At 66.6% G+C, this 17392-nt stretch carries 17 protein-coding genes; 9 read left to right on the top strand and 8 right to left on the bottom strand.

All coding sequences use genetic code 11. The annotated features are described in order from the left end of the window. Window positions 1-64: 64 nt before the first annotated feature. The 6 genes from EQZ23_RS14205 to EQZ23_RS14180 are packed head-to-tail and all read left to right on the top strand — an operon-like array spanning window position 65 to window position 6625. The gene (locus EQZ23_RS14205; protein ID WP_164913457.1) at window positions 65-1435 is read left to right on the top strand and encodes an ATP-binding protein; all 1371 of its coding nucleotides are present in this window, start codon (window positions 65-67) and stop codon (window positions 1433-1435) included. Beyond that, complete coding sequence (locus EQZ23_RS14200; protein ID WP_128455084.1) at window positions 1432-2799, top strand: GNVR domain-containing protein; 1368 nt, start codon at window positions 1432-1434, stop codon at window positions 2797-2799. The genes EQZ23_RS14205 and EQZ23_RS14200 overlap by 4 nt, the downstream gene beginning before the upstream one ends. Continuing rightward, window positions 2796-3473, top strand: a complete 678-nt coding sequence (locus EQZ23_RS14195; protein ID WP_128455083.1) for a hypothetical protein — start codon at window positions 2796-2798, stop codon at window positions 3471-3473. Before EQZ23_RS14200 ends, EQZ23_RS14195 begins: the two co-directional genes overlap by 4 nt. Window positions 3474-3477: 4 nt before the next feature. Beyond that, the gene (locus EQZ23_RS14190) at window positions 3478-4623 is read left to right on the top strand and encodes a glycosyltransferase (protein WP_164913456.1); all 1146 of its coding nucleotides are present in this window, start codon (window positions 3478-3480) and stop codon (window positions 4621-4623) included. Window positions 4624-4656: 33 nt separating this feature from the next. Next, complete coding sequence (gene rlmN / locus EQZ23_RS14185) at window positions 4657-5874, top strand: 23S rRNA (adenine(2503)-C(2))-methyltransferase RlmN (protein ID WP_128455081.1); 1218 nt, start codon at window positions 4657-4659, stop codon at window positions 5872-5874. Further along, a complete protein-coding gene (locus EQZ23_RS14180) occupies window positions 5867-6625 on the top strand; it encodes a sulfite exporter TauE/SafE family protein (RefSeq protein ID WP_128455080.1) in 759 nt (252 codons plus the stop codon). The genes rlmN and EQZ23_RS14180 overlap by 8 nt, the downstream gene beginning before the upstream one ends. A gap of 210 nt (window positions 6626-6835) precedes the next feature. Here the strand turns inward: EQZ23_RS14180 and EQZ23_RS14175 are convergent, their stop codons facing one another. From EQZ23_RS14175 to hisS, 4 genes are all read right to left on the bottom strand, one after another. Next, entirely contained in the window at window positions 6836-8113 is a 1278-nt protein-coding gene (locus tag EQZ23_RS14175; protein ID WP_128455079.1) for a DUF4167 domain-containing protein, read from the bottom strand. 258 nt (window positions 8114-8371) lie between these two features. Next, window positions 8372-9232 carry a peptide chain release factor N(5)-glutamine methyltransferase gene (gene prmC / locus EQZ23_RS14170; RefSeq protein ID WP_240663583.1) on the bottom strand — a complete coding sequence of 287 codons (861 nt, stop codon included), beginning with the start codon at window positions 9230-9232 and terminating at the stop codon, window positions 8372-8374. Between the two features lie 81 nt (window positions 9233-9313). Continuing rightward, the gene (gene prfA, locus EQZ23_RS14165; RefSeq protein ID WP_128455078.1) at window positions 9314-10387 is read right to left on the bottom strand and encodes a peptide chain release factor 1; all 1074 of its coding nucleotides are present in this window, start codon (window positions 10385-10387) and stop codon (window positions 9314-9316) included. Window positions 10388-10520: 133 nt separating this feature from the next. Then, on the bottom strand, window positions 10521-11765 hold the full coding sequence (gene hisS / locus EQZ23_RS14160) for a histidine--tRNA ligase (RefSeq protein WP_128455077.1): 1245 nt from the start codon (window positions 11763-11765) through the stop codon (window positions 10521-10523). A 49-nt stretch (window positions 11766-11814) separates the two neighbouring features. Between hisS and EQZ23_RS14155 the strand changes: the two genes are divergently transcribed. The 3 genes from EQZ23_RS14155 to ppa all read left to right on the top strand — a co-directional run bounded on the left by EQZ23_RS14155 (window position 11815) and on the right by ppa (window position 15115). After that, window positions 11815-12465: a DUF1345 domain-containing protein gene (locus EQZ23_RS14155; protein ID WP_128455076.1), complete on the top strand. Its 651-nt coding sequence runs from the start codon at window positions 11815-11817 to the stop codon at window positions 12463-12465. An 82-nt stretch (window positions 12466-12547) separates the two neighbouring features. Continuing rightward, window positions 12548-14461: a M61 family metallopeptidase gene (locus EQZ23_RS14150; protein ID WP_128455075.1), complete on the top strand. Its 1914-nt coding sequence runs from the start codon at window positions 12548-12550 to the stop codon at window positions 14459-14461. 75 nt (window positions 14462-14536) lie between these two features. Then, the gene (gene ppa / locus EQZ23_RS14145; RefSeq protein WP_128455074.1) at window positions 14537-15115 is read left to right on the top strand and encodes an inorganic diphosphatase; all 579 of its coding nucleotides are present in this window, start codon (window positions 14537-14539) and stop codon (window positions 15113-15115) included. A 212-nt stretch (window positions 15116-15327) separates the two neighbouring features. Here the strand turns inward: ppa and EQZ23_RS14140 are convergent, their stop codons facing one another. From EQZ23_RS14140 to EQZ23_RS14125, 4 genes are read right to left on the bottom strand one after another with little or no spacing between them, the layout of a single operon-like run. Beyond that, window positions 15328-15804, bottom strand: coding sequence for a GNAT family N-acetyltransferase (locus EQZ23_RS14140; RefSeq protein ID WP_128455073.1), 477 nt, complete (start codon window positions 15802-15804; stop codon window positions 15328-15330). Continuing rightward, a complete protein-coding gene (locus tag EQZ23_RS14135) occupies window positions 15801-16700 on the bottom strand; it encodes a DMT family transporter (RefSeq protein WP_128455072.1) in 900 nt (299 codons plus the stop codon). The genes EQZ23_RS14140 and EQZ23_RS14135 overlap by 4 nt, the downstream gene beginning before the upstream one ends. Next, a complete protein-coding gene (locus EQZ23_RS14130) occupies window positions 16700-17098 on the bottom strand; it encodes a type II toxin-antitoxin system VapC family toxin (protein ID WP_240663582.1) in 399 nt (132 codons plus the stop codon). The genes EQZ23_RS14135 and EQZ23_RS14130 overlap by 1 nt, the downstream gene beginning before the upstream one ends. After that, entirely contained in the window at window positions 17074-17373 is a 300-nt protein-coding gene (locus EQZ23_RS14125; protein WP_128455071.1) for an AbrB/MazE/SpoVT family DNA-binding domain-containing protein, read from the bottom strand. Before EQZ23_RS14125 ends, EQZ23_RS14130 begins: the two co-directional genes overlap by 25 nt. Window positions 17374-17392 lie beyond the last annotated feature (19 nt).

Here is a 17392-nt window from a genome sequence, read left to right as displayed (position 1 = left end):
CCTTGCCCTTCATGACCTCGACCGCCGCGGCGCCGTTCAACCCGACAGCGTGGAAAGACCACCGGTGAGCTTCTTCACACGCCTCGGCAACTGGCTGTCGGGCCTGCTCGATCCCGAGCCGCCCATGTCCAGCCTGCCCGATCTTCGCGCGGCCCGCGGCAGCGCGGTGCCCGCGCCTGCGCATCCGGGGCCGATGATCGCGCCGATTCCGGCACGCCCCGCCCCCGCCCCCGCCGCGCCGCCATCGCGATCGTTGAGTTCGGGGCGGACACGAATCCACAGCGCGTTCGACGCGGGCATGCCGGTCGAGAACCGCGCCGGCCTGGCTGGGCGCGCGCGCGAACTGGACCGGCTGGTCGAGGCGGTGCTTGAACATGGCAAGCACGGCATCGTCTTCGGCGCGCGCGGCTCGGGCAAGACGTCGCTGGCGCGCGTGTTCGGCGATCTGGCGGACGAGGCCGGGGCGACCGTGCTCTACAATCTGGCCGGCGGCGATATCGACTTTTCGGAGCTTTGCCGGCCCTATCTGGTCGAACTTCTGTCGATTCCCGGCGAAGGGGTTCGGCGGGCCGATATCCAGCCTTTGCTGGCAGCGCCGTTCGATGCGCGCCAGATGGCGACCATCCTCGCAGAGCAGGTACGTCGCCCGACGATCTTCGTGCTCGACGAGTTCGACCGGATCGAGACGCACGCGACCAAGACCGAGATGGCGGCGCTGATGAAGCTGCTGTCGGACATGCGGTCGCCGGTCAGGATCGTCGCGGTCGGCATCGCCGCCAATCTCGAAGACCTGATCGAGGGACATCCCTCGCTGCGCCGGCATATCGTGTCGGTGCCGATCGGCGGGATCGAGACCGACCAGCTCAAGGCGCTGCTGGTCCGCTGCTGTGACGCCGCGGGGCTGACGATCGACGATGATGCGGCGATGAAGATCGCCCGCTCGGCGGTTGGGTCGCCCTATCATCTGCGTCTGTTCGGCGCGAACTGCGCGATCGCGGCGAGCCGCGCGGGTCGCGATCATATCGACGACACGCTGGTCCAGCAGGGTCTGCTCGACGCGTATGCCGAGTGGGCCGCCCTCAGCCCGCGCGCGGCGGCACTGGTGGTCGATCTCCAGCGTCTGCCCAAGGCGACGACGATGGCGATCGCGGTGATCTGCCTCGCCGCTGCGATGCGGACGCGGATCGAGCGGGGCGACGTGACTCTGGTGCTCAACGAGGATGGCCATGACGACGCGACCATCGCCGCGGCGTTCGCGGCGTTGAGCCCGATCCTTCATGCCAGCGCGATCGAGGGCAGCTATTATTTCGACGATACGCTGGCGCCGCAATTCTATCTGCTCGTCTATAATCGCAGGATCGACCCTGCCCGGATCCAGCCGACCGGGTTCGATGATTTACGTAATATCTTGGTACGAGGAGTGCATGACCAGTGATCAGTTTCGCTGATTTGATAAGCGCGATCCGGCATCGGATCCGCCTTGTCCTGCTGGTCTGCGGGGTAGTGTTCCTCGCCATCGCCGCACTCGGCTTCACCCGTCCGCGCGCCTATACCGCGACATCGTCGATCCTGGTCGATCTGACCGAGCGCGATCCCGTCAGCGCGAACAGCGCCAACGGCTCGGACAACAGCTCGGTCCTCGAATCGGTGATCGGCACGCAGCAGGACATCATCCGCAGCGACGCCGTGTTGAGCGAGGTCGTGCAGCGCAGCCCGCAGTTCCAAAGCGCGGCGCTGGGTGACACGCCGACCGAGCGTAACCAGAACGGGCTGACTATGCTGCGACGCGATCTCGCGATCAGCAGCGAGAAGGGTAGCAACGTCATCCGGCTCAGCCTGACCGCCAAGTCGCCCGAGGCGGCGGCGAAGACGCTGAACCTGATCGTCGATACGTTCCTGACCAAGCAGGTGACTCTGCGCAGCGGCAACGCGCGCGGCAATGCCAAATGGTACGATGCGCGTACCCGTGACGTCCGCGATCGTCTGGAGGCCGCGCAGTCTCGATTGTCCGACTTTCAGCGCCAGCACGGGATCGTCGGCATGAACCGGATGGACGTCGAGGCCGACCGCGTCCGCAACCTGTCGACCGAACTGGTCGCCGCGCAAGCCGCCGCGGCGGTCGCGCAGTCCAAATCCGGCTCGACCGCGCAGCCCGAGGTCGCCCAGTCGACCATCGTCCAGGATCTTCAGCGCGAAAGCGGTCTGCAGGCCGGCAAGGTCGCCGAGTTGTCCAAGACGCTTGGGCCGAACCACCCCGACATGCTCGCCGCCAATGCACAGCTGGCAGCGTTGCGTGGCCAGCTCGCTTCGGCGCGCTCGGTCCAGGCGCAAGCGTTAACCGCCGCGAGCTCGGCCGCGGGTCGCCGTGAGTCGAGCATTCGTGCCGACCTCGCTGCGCAGCAGACGCGTATGCTTGCGCTGTCCGGCGTCCAGGATCAGCTGAACGTCTTGCAGCGCGACGTCGATGCCGCGCGGGCGACGTACGACACGGTACGCCAGCGCTACAATGAGGCGACGCTGCAATCCGAAGTGTCGCAGGCCAATGCGAGCCGACTGGATCGTGCGGTACCGCCGACCTTGCCGTCCAAGCCCAACCTGATCCTTTGGATCATTGCGGCGATCGTGATGGGAGCAGGCGCCGGGCTGGCGGCTGCGATCGGTCAGGAAATGCTGGCGCCCCGACTTCGTACGCCGTCGGGCACCGCACGCGCGCTCGATCTCAGCGTGATCGCCGACATGACCGACGTAAACAGCGGCACCACGGGCTGGCGAGCCCCCCGCAAGGAGGCAATGGCGTGAGGCTTCGTTCGACCACAGGTCCGGCAACGGCCGGTTTCGACCGCGATACGCAAACCGGCCCGACCCATGCTGCCGCGCCCGGCAGCGTCGATCCGCTGGTCGTGGCCGCTTATGAGACCGAAACACCCTATATCGTCGCGGCGCGGGCGATCCGTAGCTCGATACTACAGACCTATGCAGACAATGATCGCGGATCGCGCGCTTGCGCGTTGATTGGGATAGACTGCGACGAGGCGCTCGCCGTGCTGGCCGCCAATCTCGGGGTCGTGATGGCACAAGCTGGATCGCAGACCGTCATCGTCGACGCGAACCGCGCGCATCCACGGATCGCAAGCTTGTTCCAACTCGCTGATCATGCCGAACATCAGGTGACCGCGATTCCGGGCCTGCTGGTTTCGGGCACCGGCACCGCTGGCCATAACGGTAGCGAACCTAGCGAGCGTCGCTCGTTGATCGAGCAGCATGACGCGATCGCGACGTCGGGCAGCCAGATGATCGCGGCCACCGTCGTCACCGCGACCAACGGCGCCACGAGCATCGCCGATGCGCTGACGGGCTTCGACGCCGCAGTGATCGTTATCCGCAAGCATTTCACCAAGCGGAACGTCGTGCGCGGATTGATCGAAGTGCTCGACCAGCATGGTATTCCGATTACCGGCACCGTGCTGGTCTGATCGCATGGCGCCCCCGAGCCGAACGCGCGCCAAAGACGGCCCGCCGCGCGTGCTGCACGTGTGCGACAGCATCATCGGCGGAACGGGAAGCTTTCTCGCCGAGTTGCTCACGCCGCAGGCGGAGCGCTACGGACCCGACGTGCTAACGCTGTTGATGCCCGAACAGCACCGCGATCATATCGAACCGCGGTTGGCTGACAGCGGCATCCGGTTCGAATATTTCGACCGGCCCAACCGACTGCTCGGCATGGCAAAGTTATTCTTTACCTATCACCGCGTGCGCCGCCAGATACGACCCGAAATCGTCCATGCGCACTCGTTCGGCGCTGGCGTGATTACGCGGCTCGGCCGCTTCGGACGCTGGCCACGGCTGATCTTCTGCCCCCATGGCTGGGCGTTCAGCATGCAGGTATCGCCGCGTGCCAAGCGGTTTATCGTCGCGGTGGAACGCTACCTCGCGCGGAAGGCCGACCGCATCATCCTGATCTCTCCGCACGAATGCGAAGTCGCACGGAATGTGGGTTTGCCCGACGATAAACTCGTGGTGATCAACAACGCGATCAGCAAGGCTCCTCCGCCGGTGGCGCCGGCTCGCTGGGACGATGATCGGATCAAGCTCCTGTTCGTTGGCAGGTTCGACCGGCAAAAGGGTCTCGATCTGCTACTCGAAGCGATTGCAGAGCTAGGCGATCGCTATGCACTGCGCGTCGTCGGCCAACCCGTTGTAGCGCCGCAGATCGGCCGGATCACGCCGGATTTCGTCGAGTATGTCGGCTGGCGTGACCGCAATGGCGTGGTCTCGGAAATGATGGCGGCAGACGCCGTCATCGTTCCCTCGCGCTGGGAAGGCTTCGGCCTCGTCGCAATCGAAGCGATGCGCGTCCGGCGAGCGGTCATCGCGTCGGATGCCGGCGGTTTGAACGACACGCTCGACCGCGGACGCTTCGGACTCGCGTTTTCCGCGAACGACGTCAATGCGCTGCGTCAAGTCCTCGAGACACTCGATCCTGCCGAGCTTCCGGGATGGGGGGCGCGGGGTCATGCACGATTTATTGACAAATACACCAGTGAGACGATGGTCGATGCGGTCGACGCGACCTATCGGGATCTGCTGGGTGCCGACGCGCGCAGGGCGGGCGTAGCGGGCTAGAAAAATCGGCCGAATTCCGCTAGGGGCTCGCCCATGCAGACCGCCGCGAACCTCATCCCCATCCCCGGGCACATCGACCCCGTGCCCGTTCCCCGCAGCTTCGTGCCGCGCAGCGATGGGCGTATCGACCTGCTCGGGCTGTCGCTCGCCGATCTGCGGATGGCGCTGGAGACGTCGCAGCTCGAGGAGAAACAGGCCAAGCTGCGCGCGAAACAGCTGTGGCACTGGATCTACAATCGCGGCGCGACCGAGTTCTCGGCGATGACCGACATTTCGAAGACGATGCACCCGTGGCTCGAGCAGCGCTTCGTCATCAGCCGGCCCAACGTGGTCGAGGCGCAGGTGTCGACCGATGGCACGCGCAAGTGGCTGCTGCGATCGGACGACGCGCAGGATTACGAGATGGTTTTCATCCCCGACGCGGATCGCGGCACGCTGTGCGTGTCGAGCCAGGTCGGCTGCACGCTCAACTGCACCTTCTGCCACACCGGCACGATGCGGCTGGTCCGCAACCTGACGCCTGCCGAGATCGTCGGTCAGGTGATGCTCGCGCGCGATTCGCTGGGCGAATGGCCGAGCCAGCCGGAAGGCCGCATGCTCACCAACATCGTGATGATGGGCATGGGCGAGCCGCTGTATAATTTCGAGAACGTCCGCGATGCGCTGAAGCTGGTGATGGACGGCGCAGGCCTCGCGCTCAGCCGCCGCCGGATCACCCTCTCGACCAGCGGCGTGGTGCCAATGATGGCGCGCGCGGGGGCGGAGATCGGCGTAAACCTGGCCGTGTCGCTGCATGCGGTGACCAAGGAGGTGCGCGACGAGCTCGTGCCGCTCAATCGGAAATACGGCATCGAGGAATTGTTGCAGGCGTGCGCGGACTATCCCGGCACCAACAATGCGCGCCGGATCACGTTCGAGTACGTGATGCTCAAGGACAAGAACGACTCCGACGACGATGCGCGCGAACTCGTGCGGTTGCTCCGGAAATACGAGCTGCCGGCCAAGGTGAACCTCATCCCGTTCAACCCGTGGCCGGGCGCCGAATACGAGTGCTCGACGCCGGAGCGGATCAAGTCGTTCTCCAGCATCGTGTTCGGCGCGGGGATATCGGCGCCGGTGCGGACGCCGCGCGGACGCGATATCGATGCGGCGTGCGGGCAGCTGAAGACCGCGTCGGAGAAGAAGAGCCGCGCGCAGCTGGATCGCGAAGCGGCGGCCGAGGCGAATACAGAAACGACCGCCTTTGCTTGAGTGGAGTGCGGTCGCGCTGGCGGCAGGGGCAGGCGTCCTCGGCGGTGCGATGAATGCGTTGGCAGGCGGCGGCAGCTTCGCGACGATGCCGACGCTGATCGGGCTCGGCGTGCCTTCGACCTTCGCCAACGCGACCAGCAACGTCTCGCTCCAGCCGGGCGCGATGGCGAGCGCATGGGCGTATCGGCACGGGCTCCAGTCGATCTCCGGCGTCAGCATGAAGACGATGGCGGGGATCACCTTCGTCGGCGGGCTGATCGGCAGCCTGTTGCTGGTCGCCACGTCCGCGCGTGCGTTCGACCTGATCGTACCGTGGCTGCTGCTGTTCGCGACGCTGGCGATCGCGTTCGGGACGCGCGCGTCGCTGTGGCTGCGCTCGCGGGTCGAGATCGGGCCGAAGTCGCTCGTCGCGGTGCAGGCCTTGCTGGGGATTTACGGCGGCTATTTCGGCGGCGGCGTCGGGCTGATGCTGACCGCCGCCTGGGGCCTGCTGTCGGGTGCGACGCCCGCGACGCTCGCGCCGCCGCGGACGCTGATGCTGGCGGTCGCGAACCTTGCCGCGACGATCATCTTCATCGCCACCGGGATGGTGGTGTGGGCGCTGTGCGTGCCGATGCTGATCGGCGGGATCGTCGGCGGGCATTTCGGCGCGAAACTCGGCCTGCTGCTGTCGCCGCAGGTGATCCGGGTATGGACGCTGCTGGTGACGATCGCGACGACCGTGGTGTTCTTCTACCGCGCCTATTTCTGAGCGCCGGTACTTCTGAGCGTCGGCGGGCGCCGCCCAGAGCGCAGAGGGCGGGCGAGTATCGCGGCCCACGGAGCAATGGCAGGAGCCAGTGGAGGTCGTCGGCGGACACATCGAGGCTGCACGGTCTTCTGATACGAAAAAGGCCGGTACCGCGCGATGCGGTACCGGCCTTTTCTTTGTTCACCCCGGAATGAATCCCGGCGGTGTCGATCAGCCCGCCTGAACTTCGTCTGGCACCGCGCGAACGCGGCGACGGCGGGGCTTTTCCTCGGCGGCGGCGTCGGCGGCAGGAGCCGCTTCGGCTGCCGGTGCCGGTGCCGGCGCTGGTGCGACGGTGGCCGAAATGCCGAGCGAGGGCGGCAGGCGATCCGCGTCGAACGCGGTCGGCGTGCCCTCGTCCTGCGCAACCGGTGCGTCGAGGCTGCGATCGCGGCGTGGGCGACCACGACGACGCGGCTGCTCCTCGGTTACTGCGACGGGCGTTGCCGTGTCGGCAGTTTCGGTCGGCTGGGCACCCTTATCGGTGGCCGGGGCGGCTTCGGTCGTCGAGCGCGGCGCGTCGGCTTCCGAGTCCTGGTTGGCGTTGGCCAACGAGGCGCTCACGCGGGGCGTGCGACGGATCGTCTCACGCTGCGGCGCGTCGCGATAGTCGCTGCGGGGCTCGCGGACCTGCTCGTCGCGCCCATTTTCACGGGCCTGACCCTCGCGGGGCTGGTTCTCGCGCGCTTGTGCCTCGCGAGCCTGACCCTGCTCTTCGCCGCTGCGATCGTCGCGTTGCGCATCGCGGGGAGCATTGCGCTGGTTGCGCTGAGCGTCGCCACGAACGCGGTCCTCGCGCTGGCCCTCGCTGCGGGGGCCCTCGTTGCGCTGGCCCTCGTTACGCTGACCTTCGTAGCGGTTGTTCTCGTACCGAGGGCGCTCTTCGCGCTGGGGACGGTCTTCGCGCTGCGGCCGATCCTCACGATTCTGGTTGTCGCGGCTCTGGCTCTCGCGATTCTGGCCCTCGCGGTTCTGGCGGGGCGCGTTCTGGTACTGGCCGTTCTGCTGGCCGCCATTCTGCTCGGCCCGGTTCTGCTCTGGCGCGCCCTGCTGCTCGCCCGAGCGGATCGGTTCGCCCTCGTCGCCGTAATCGTCGTCGCCGTCGAGATCGAAGGGCTGCTGGCGACGCGGCTGCTGCTGCGCCTGTGGCTGGCTCTCTTCGAAGCGCGCGCGGGTTTCGCTCAGGACGCGGAAATAATGGTCCGCGAACTGGAGGTAATATTCGATGTTGACGCGGTCGCCCTGCTGCTGCGCGTCGCGCGCCAGATTCTTGTACTTCTCGTACAGCTGGCTCGCGTTGCCGCGCGCACGGCTGTCGATGCGGTTGCCGGTATCGCGACCACCCTGGCCACCACCGCCGCCTTGGCGTTGACCGCCACCACCGCCACCGCCGCCATTATTATTGTTGCCACGACCGCGACGGCGGCCGGCTTGCCGGTTGTTGATCAAGCTTGTGTCCTCAGTCGTCGAACCAAAATCTGGTCGTGCTCCGAAATGCGGTGCAAACCCCCCGCCGCGCAGCGATGATCCGATCGAGATCGCTGTGTCGGACTTCCCAGGGCCGCCGGACTGCAGCGACTTCAAGGCGAAGGATGCGGGTCATCGCTCAAAACCGACCAATATGTCGAGTGTGCGTGCCCCTGCCCGCGTGATAGCGGCCCCGAAGGGCTTACTACAAGCGAAATGTACGTATTCGCGCCATATTCTTCAAGTCGCGGCTTTGGTCGCGACGAGCGCGCGCGGGTTATCGCCATAGTCGTGGTGGAGCGCGACGTGCAGACCCTGCGCTTCGAGCAGGGCCGTGACGGCCGGGGCTTGCGTCGATCCGATCTCGATCACCGCTGCGCCGTCGGGAGCGACCAGCGCGGGGATCTGGGCCGCGAGGATGCGATAGTCGTCGAGGCCGTCGGTGCCCGCGAAGAGCGCGGCGTGCGGTTCGTGATCGTGGACCTCGGGCGGGAGCGCCTCGTCGGTGGCGATGTAGGGCGGGTTGGCGAGGATCAGGTCGAACTGGCCGACGATGCCGCTCGCCCAACTGCCGCGGAGGAAATGGGCGCGGTCCGCCATGCCGAGGGTGGCGGCGTTGACGCGAGCGTAGGCGAGCGCCTGTTGGGAATAGTCGACGCCAAGCCCGTGCGCGGGCCATTCGTCGAGCGCGGCGAGGAGCAATGTGCCGGGGCCGGTGCCGAGGTCGAGCACCGTCGCGGGGGCGCGGCCGGCGAAATGCGCCTGGGCGGCGATCAGCAGCGTCTCGCTGTCGGCGCGGGGGACGAGCGCGCCGGGGCCGATGGCGAGATCGATCGACCAGAAGCCGCGGGTGCCGGTGATGTAGGCGATCGGCTCGTGGCGGAGGCGCCGTTCGACGAGGGGAGCGAAGGTGTCGGGGACGGCGTAGCGGGTCGGGTCGAGGAGGATGGCGTTGCGGTCTACGCCGAGCGCGTGCGCCATGAGGAGTTCGGCGTCGAGGCGGGGAGTGGTGGAGAAGGTGAACCGCGCGGCGGCGGTGGCGATCGCGGCGTTTACGGCTCCCCTTCCGCTTGCGGGAGGGGTCGGGGGAGGGGCTATCACCGGGGGATGCCCTCGACAGGAAGCCCCTCCCCTAACCCCTCCCGCAAGCGGAAGGGGGATGCCGTCGCGACCGGGTAAACGTCACCCATCCAGCTGCGCCAGCCGGTCCGCCTCGTCCTGCGCGACCAGTGCGTCGATCAGTTCGGCCATCTCGCCGGCGACGATCTCCGGCAGGCGGTGGAGCGTCAGGTTGATGCGGTGATCGGTCACGCGGCCTTGCGGGAAGTTGTAGGTGCGGATCCGCTCCGAGCGATCGCCCGAGCCGACCATCGATTTCCGGGCGCCGGCCCGCTCGGCGTGCAGCCGGTCGCGCTCGGCCTCGTAGAGACGGGTCCGCAGCACGCGCAACGCCTTGGCCTTGTTCTTGTGCTGCGACTTCTCGTCCTGCTGGATCACCGTCAGGCCGGTCGGGATGTGGACGATGCGCACCGCCGAGTCGGTCGTGTTGACCGACTGGCCGCCGGGGCCCGACGAGCGATAGACGTCGATGCGCAGGTCCTTGTCGTCGATCTTGACGTCGACCTCCTCCGCCTCGGGCAGCACCGCCACCGTTGCCGCGGACGTGTGGATGCGGCCGCCCGCCTCGGTGGTCGGCACGCGCTGGACTCGGTGGACGCCGCTCTCGAACTTCAGTTTCGCGAACACGCCCTGGCCGGTGACGCTGGCGACGACTTCCTTGAAGCCGCCAGAGTCGGACGACGAGCCGGAGATCATCTCGACCCGCCAGCCCTGCGATTCGGCGTAGCGCTGATACATGCGGAACAGGTCGCCCGCGAACAGCGCCGCCTCGTCGCCACCGGTGCCGGCGCGGACCTCGAGCATGGCCGAGCGTTCGTCAGCGGCGTCGCGCGGCAGCAGCGCGAGCGCGAGCTTGCGGTCGGCGGTTTCGAGCAGGCCGCGATTCTCGTGCAGTTCGTCGGACGCCATCGCGCGCAGTTCGTCGTCGGCGTCCTCGGCCATGAACGCGAGGCTCTCCGCCTCCTGCCGCAGCCGGCGCACTTCGGTCGCGGCCTGCGCGACGGGTTCGAGCTCGGCATATTCCTTCGACACCGCGACGAAACGGTCCGACGGGAGGTCGCCGGTCGACATCAGCGCCTGGAGCTCGTCACGCCGAGCCTCGATCGCGCGGATGCGGTCGGGGGAGATCTGGGTCATGCGGGCATACCGGTGCGTGCAGACAGCCCCTCCGCACCCGTCACCCTAGCGAAAGCTGGGGTCTCAATGGGGCGGGTGTCACGTCCGCCAACGGGGATATCCCAGCTTTCGCTGGAATGACGAATGGGGGGCATCAACGCAGCGCCTCCGCCAGATCGGCGAACGCGACTTCCGCCTGCGTACCGGCGCCGAGCGTCTTGACCGCCGCGACTCCCTTGGCCAACTCGTCGTCGCCGATGATGATTGCAAACCGCGCACCGAGCGCATCCGCCTTCGCCATCCGCGCCTTCATCTTGCCCTTGTAGGCCATCTCGACCGCCACGCCTGCGCGGCGTAGGTCGGCGACGATACCGGTCGCGCGCGCTTCTGCCGCCTCGCCCATCGGTACGACGACTGCATCGATCGCTGCCGCCGCCGGTTCCTCAACCAACATAGCCAGCCGCTCGACACCTGCCGCCCAGCCCACACCCGCCGTCTCCGGCCCGCCGAGCGAGCCGATCAGCCCGTCATAGCGGCCGCCGGCCAATACCGTGCCCTGCGAGCCCAGCCGGTCGGTGACGAATTCGAACGCGGTGTGGCGGTAGTAATCGAGACCGCGGACGAGGCGCGCGTTGCGCTCCCACGCGACGCCGGCCGCATCGAGGCCCGCCGTCACCGCGTCGAAGAACGCGCGCGCTTCGGGGGTGAGGTATGCGTCGATATCCGGCGCGCTGTCGGCGATCGGGCGGTCGCGCGGGTCCTTCGAATCGAGGATCCGCATCGGGTTCTTCTCGAGCCTGGTCAGGCTGTCCTCGGACAGCTCCCCGCGGTGCGCCTCGAAATGGGCGACCAGCGCCGCGCGCCACGCCTCGCGCGTTGCCGCGTCACCAAGCGTGTTGAGCTGGAGCGTCACGCCCTCGGATAGGCCGAGTTCGCGGAGCAACTGGTCCGCCAGCACCAGCAGTTCGACGTCGGCTGCCGGCTCGGCCGCACCGATCACCTCGGCGTCGATCTGGTGGAACTGCCGAAACCGCCCCTTTTGCGGGCGCTCATAGCGGAACACCGGGCCGCTCGTCGTGATCTTGAGCGGCGCGAACTGCTGCCAGCCTTCGGTCAGATAGGCGCGCGCGATGCCGGCGGTGAATTCGGGCCGCAGCGTAAGCGAATCGCCGCCGCGATCCTCGAACGTGTACATCTCCTTCGACACGACGTCGGTCGTCTCGCCGAGCGAGCGCGCGAAAACCGCGGTGGATTCGAAGACGGGGATGTCGACGCGCTGGAAGCAATAGAGCGCGCGGACGCGTTCGAAGGTCGAGAGGACGTGCGCGAACCGGCGCTGCTCGTCGCCGAAAATGTCCTGGGTGCCGCGAATTCGGCGGGGTGTTTCAATTCTTGCCATGATGCGCGCGTATCTAGGCGACGTGCTTACGAAGCGCTAGCGCTGTGGCATGAGCAATCCCGCCAGATATTGGGGCCTGGGCCAGCGCGTCGCGCCGCCGCGCTTCGTCCTGTTCGTGCTGGTCTTCGGACTCGGGCTGGTCGCGATGATCCCGCGCTTCGGGCTCGGACGCGGCACGATGGGGGCCTTCGACCTTGCCGCCGCCGTGTTCCTGATCGCGGTCTCGACGCTGTTCCGCAACGCCAGCGCCGAGCGGATGCGCCGCGCCGCCGAGGAGAACGACGCCAACCGCGCAGTGCTGCTCGGGTTCAGCGGCACGATCATGCTCGTCATCCTGGTCGCGGTGGCGAAGGAACTGCAGGGCAAGAACGATGCGGTCGCGATCGCGCTGACGATCGCGACGCTGGCGCTCGCGTGGCTGTTCTCGAACATGATCTACACGCTCCACTACGCGCATCTCTATTATGTCGACGATCCGGACGGGAAGGACGCGGGAGGCCTCGACTTCCCGAACTGCCACGAGCCCGATTACTGGGACTTCGCCTATTTCGCGTTCACGCTGGGGATGACGTTCCAGACCTCGGACGTACAGATCACCTCGCGCCGGGCGCGCAAAGCCGCGCTCGGCCAGTGCATGGCGGCGTTCGTGTTCAACATCGGCGTGCTGGCGTTCACGATCAACGTGCTCGGGAGTGGTTGAGCTCCTCCTGTAAAGGACTGGACGGCTGCCCTTTCCGACGATTACACCTTGTGACATCGTCTCTCAGCCGGAAGGCCCTTCCTTGATCCGCAAGCTTCTCGTCGCATCCCTGCTCGCGTCTGCACTTCCCGCCGCCGCGCAGGTCCCCGCGGGCAACACCGCGCCGCAGCCGGTGCCGTTCGTCGACACCATCCCCGACGCGGTCGACACGCCCTATCCCGGCACGCTTCTGCTCGACGTCGATGCGACCGACACCGAGCGCGGCATCTTTCGCGTGAAGCAGACGATCCCGGTCGCCAAGGCGGGGCCGATGGCGCTGCTCTATCCGAAATGGCTGCCCGGCGCGCATAGCCCGCGTGGCGAGATCGAGAAGCTCGCGGGTCTGGTGATCCGCGCGAACGGCAAGATCGTGCCCTGGACGCGCGATCCGGTCGACGTGTTCGCGTTCCACATCGACGTGCCCACCGGTGTGAAGACGCTGGTCGCCGAATTCCAGTTCATCTCCGCGACCAAAGGCGACCAGGGCCGCATCGTCATGACCCCGACGATGATCAGCCTTCAGCCGAACCTCGTCAGCCTGTACCCGGCGGGCTATTTCACGCGCCAGATCCCGATCAAGATGACGGTGGAATATCCGACCGGCTGGACCGCGGCGGGCGCGGTGCCGGCCAAGGTGTCGGGCTCGACCTACAGCTACGACACGACGAACTACGAAATCCTCGTCGATTCGCCGACGCTGGCAGGCAAGTACGGCAAGGTCTGGCCGCTCAGCCCGCGCGTCGACCTCAACGTCTTCGCCGACAGCCCCGACCAGCTCGCCGCCAAGCCCGAGCAGATCGATGCGCACAAGCGGCTCGTCGACCAGGCGGTGAAGACGTTCGGCGCACAGCATTATGATCGGTACGAATTCCTGCTGTCGATCACCGACCAGCTTGGCGGCATCGGCCTGGAGCATCATCGCAGCTCGGAAAACGGCGTGAAGCCGGGCTATTTCACCGAGTGGGAAACGGGTGCTGCAGGGCGCAACCTGTTGCCGCACGAGTTCACGCATAGCTGGGACGGCAAGTTCCGCCGCGGCGCCGATTTGTGGACGCCCGATTTCCGCACGCCGATGCGCGATTCGCTGCTGTGGGTGTATGAGGGCCAGACGCAGTTCTGGGGCTATGTGCTCCAGGCGCGCTCTGGGCTGGTCAGCAAGCAGGACACGCTCGACGGCTATGCCTCGATCCTGGGCCTCTACGATACCGCGCCGGGCCGCCAGTGGCGCCCGCTGATCGATACCACCAACGATCCCGTCATCTCCGCGCGCAAGCCCAAGGGCTGGAGCAGCTGGCAGCGGTCGGAGGATTACTACAATGAGGGCCTGATGGTCTGGATGGAGGTCGACGCGATGCTCCGCCAGAAGTCCGGCGGGACCAAGTCGATCGACGATTTCGCCAAGGCGTTCTTCGGCGTGCGCGACGGCGATTACGGCGAACTGACCTACACCTTCGCCGATGTCGCCAAGACGCTGAACGGGATCGTCCCCTATGACTGGGCGACGTTCCTCAACACGCGGCTGACCGAGACGGGCAAGCCCGCGCCGATCAACGGCTTCGCGATGAACGGCTACAAGCTGGTCTACGGCCCCGAGCAGAGCCCGTATCTGAAGCAGGCGGAGAAGACGCGCGGCACCGATGTCAGCTATTCGCTCGGCATGGTCGTCAACAAGGAGGGCGTCGTGACCTCCTCGATCTGGGACAGCCCCGCGTTCAAGGCGGGACTCGACGTCGGCACCGAGATCGAGGCGATCAACAGCGAGGCCTATTCGTCCGATCGCCTGAAGGCGGCGATCGTCGCGGCGAAGGGAACGAAGCTGCCGATTCGCCTCACGGTCAAGAACAATGACCGATTCCGGGATATCACGCTCGATTACCATGACGGGCCGCGCTATCCGCGCCTCCAGAAGGTCGGTACAGGGGACGGTGGGCTCGACAAGCTGCTGACGCCGCGTTGAGCCTTTGAAATCTATCGGTGCCGGCCGCTCCCCCTGACGAGGAGCGCCGGCACCGTCATATTCGAAAGGACCGCCATGCGTATCGATCTCATCCCGACCGGCAAGAACCCGCCCGAAGACCTGAACGTCATCATCGAAGTGCCGACCGGCGGCGAGCCAGTGAAGTACGAGTTCGACAAGGCCTCGGGCGCGCTGTTCGTCGATCGCATCCTGCACACGCCGATGCGCTATCCCGCGAACTACGGTTTCGTGCCGCACACGCTGAGCCCCGATGGCGATCCGCTCGACGCGCTCGTCATCGCGCGCTCGCCGTTCATCCCGGGCTGCGTCGTCCGCTGCCGCCCGATCGCAGTGCTGAACCTGGAAGACGAGGCCGGCGGCGACGAGAAGCTCGTCTGCGTCCCCGTCGACGCCGTGTTCCCCTATTATGCCAATATCGGCGAGCGTGCCGACATGCCCGAGATCGTGTTCGAGCAGATCGAGCACTTCTTCACCCACTATAAGGACCTCGAGAAGACGAAGTGGGTCCGCGTCGGCAAGTGGGGTGACGCCGAGGAAGCCAAGCGCGTCACGGTCGAGGCGATCGAACGCTATGAGGCCGAGAAGGCAAAGGGCCAGGAGCCGATGAATTCGGACGACGCCGCAGGGCGGTAAGCGACGGCCCCAGCACAGGATACCATCAGTATCCTGTGCCGAAAGCTCACCTCCCCGGCGCAGGCCGGGGTCCAAGTGGAAAGGTCAAAGTAACGGAGGGTTATCCATCGTTACCTCTGGCTCCCAATTGGGCCCCCGCCTGCGCCGGGGAGGTAGTATTTGACCGGACGGCACGGGATCAGCTCGGTACAGGCGCCGGCCCTCTGGCCCTCCTACCGCCCCGCCAACCGGACCAGCGCGTCCCCGGACATCCGCTGGATCGTCCAGTCCTCCATCCCGACCGCGCCGACTTTCCGATAGAACGCGATCGCGTCGGCGTTCCAGTCGAGCACCGACCATTCGAACCGCGCGCAGCCGCGATCGAGCGCCATGCCGGCGAGATGCGAGAGCAACGCACCGCCGACGCCCTGCCCGCGCGCTTCGGGTGTCACGTACAGATCCTCCAGATACAGCCCGCGCTTGCCCGTCCAGGTCGAGAAATTGTGGAAGAACAGCGCGAAGCCGAGCGGGCCGTCTGGGCCGTCAGCTATCAGCGCCTCGGCGGCCGGGTGAGCGCCGAACAACGCCTCCGTCAACGTCGCTTCGGTCGCCTCGACCGCATCGGGTTCGCGCTCGAACGCGGCGAGTTCGCGGACGAAGCGCAGGATCGTGCCGACATCGGCAGCGGTGGCGGAACGGATATGGGTCATGCACTTGCCTCGATCGAACTCTGCGCGATGTCACGCCGCCGCGCCGCGTACAGGCACGCGACGACGATGATCGCCGCGCCTGCCAGCGTGAATGCCGATACCCGCTCGCCGAACACCAGGAAACCCAGCACCGCGGCATAGACGAACGAGGTGTATTCGGTGGTCGCGAGGAAGCCGGTGTCGCCGTGCGCATAGGCCCAGCCGAGCAGCCACAACGACGCGGTGGCGAGCCCGGCGGCGAGCACGAGCTTGGGCCACTGCGCCGCCTCGGGAACCACCGCCAGCCACGGCGCCGCCAGCGCCAGCGTCGCGGTGATGACGAGCGCCTGGAAGAACGCGATCTCGCCGGGCCGTGCCGCCTGACTCTGCATCCGCGCGATCACGAGGTTGACCGCATACAGCACCGCCGACCCGAGGATCGCCAGCGTGCCATGGAACGTCTCGGGTCCAGGCACCTCGCGCCCTTGCCCGATCATCACCACCAGCACGCCGCCAAGCGCGGCGATCGACGCGACGAACGTCTTCCACCCGACGCGCTCACCCAGCGTAAGCGCCGCGAGCAGCAACGCGAGGATCGGCGCGATGTAGGTCAGCGAAATCGCCTGCGCCATCGGCACGCGGGCGAGCCCCCAGAAGAACAGCACCGCCATCGCGGTCGTGACCAGCCCCCGCGCGCAGTGCAGTTTCAGCGCCCGCTTGCTCGGTCGTCCGCTGTTCCCGAGCTGCCACGCGACCGCGCCGAGCCCGACGCTGATCATCTGCCGCCACAGTAGCGCGTTATAGACGCCGATCGCGAGAACGAGCGACTTCATCACCGCGTCCATCATGGAGAACAGCCCGATGCTGAACGCGGCTACGGCGAAGGCCAGTGCGGGGGAGACGGTGCGCGAGGTCATCAGACGAGGCGGATATCCAAGTCCAATCCCAGCGTCACCCAATCCTTGTCCGCCGTCCACAACGTTGCAGCCTGATCGACGGCCAATGCCAGGCAGACCCGGTCGGCGATCGACACGTCCTTGCCTTTGACGACGGGCCATAAATCGGCGGCGATCTTCGCCTGGGTCGCGGTGAACGGCATGATCACGATCTCAAGCCGTTCGAGGTTTGCGATCACCGCCTCCACGTCGGACACGATCTCGAACAATTTGCTGCGCACCTCGATCAGATTGACGCTGGACAGCATTGCGCCACGCGCATGCTCGATCGCCAAGTCCGCTCCGGTTTCATTCTTGAGGATCGCCAAGACGGTGGACGCGTCGAAAACGACGGTCACGAAGTCTGGCGCGACTGCCATTCCTCGAGCTTGGCATTTTCGCGCGCGGCGTCGGCGCGGCGTTCGGCAATCAGTTCGTCGACAAGATTGCGATCGTCCGGCGCCGACCCCGGCACTGCCATAGCGCGAAACTCGGTCTGCACCTCGCGCACGACCTGCGCGTAGGTTTTCATCGTCAGGCCGCCATTCGGATCGACTTCGACGACCAGAGAATCGCCGTCTTCGATCCCCGCTTCCCGGCGCAGGTCCTCGGGCAAAGCAACATGCCCACCGACGACTTTAGCATGATAGGTCATGGCCGGCCTCCAACGAGGC

Source organism: Sphingomonas sp. UV9, assembly GCF_004101245.1.
GTDB lineage: Bacteria > Pseudomonadota > Alphaproteobacteria > Sphingomonadales > Sphingomonadaceae > Sphingomonas.
Note: the sequence above shows the minus strand (reverse complement) of the source record. Positions and strands in the feature narration are given on the sequence as shown.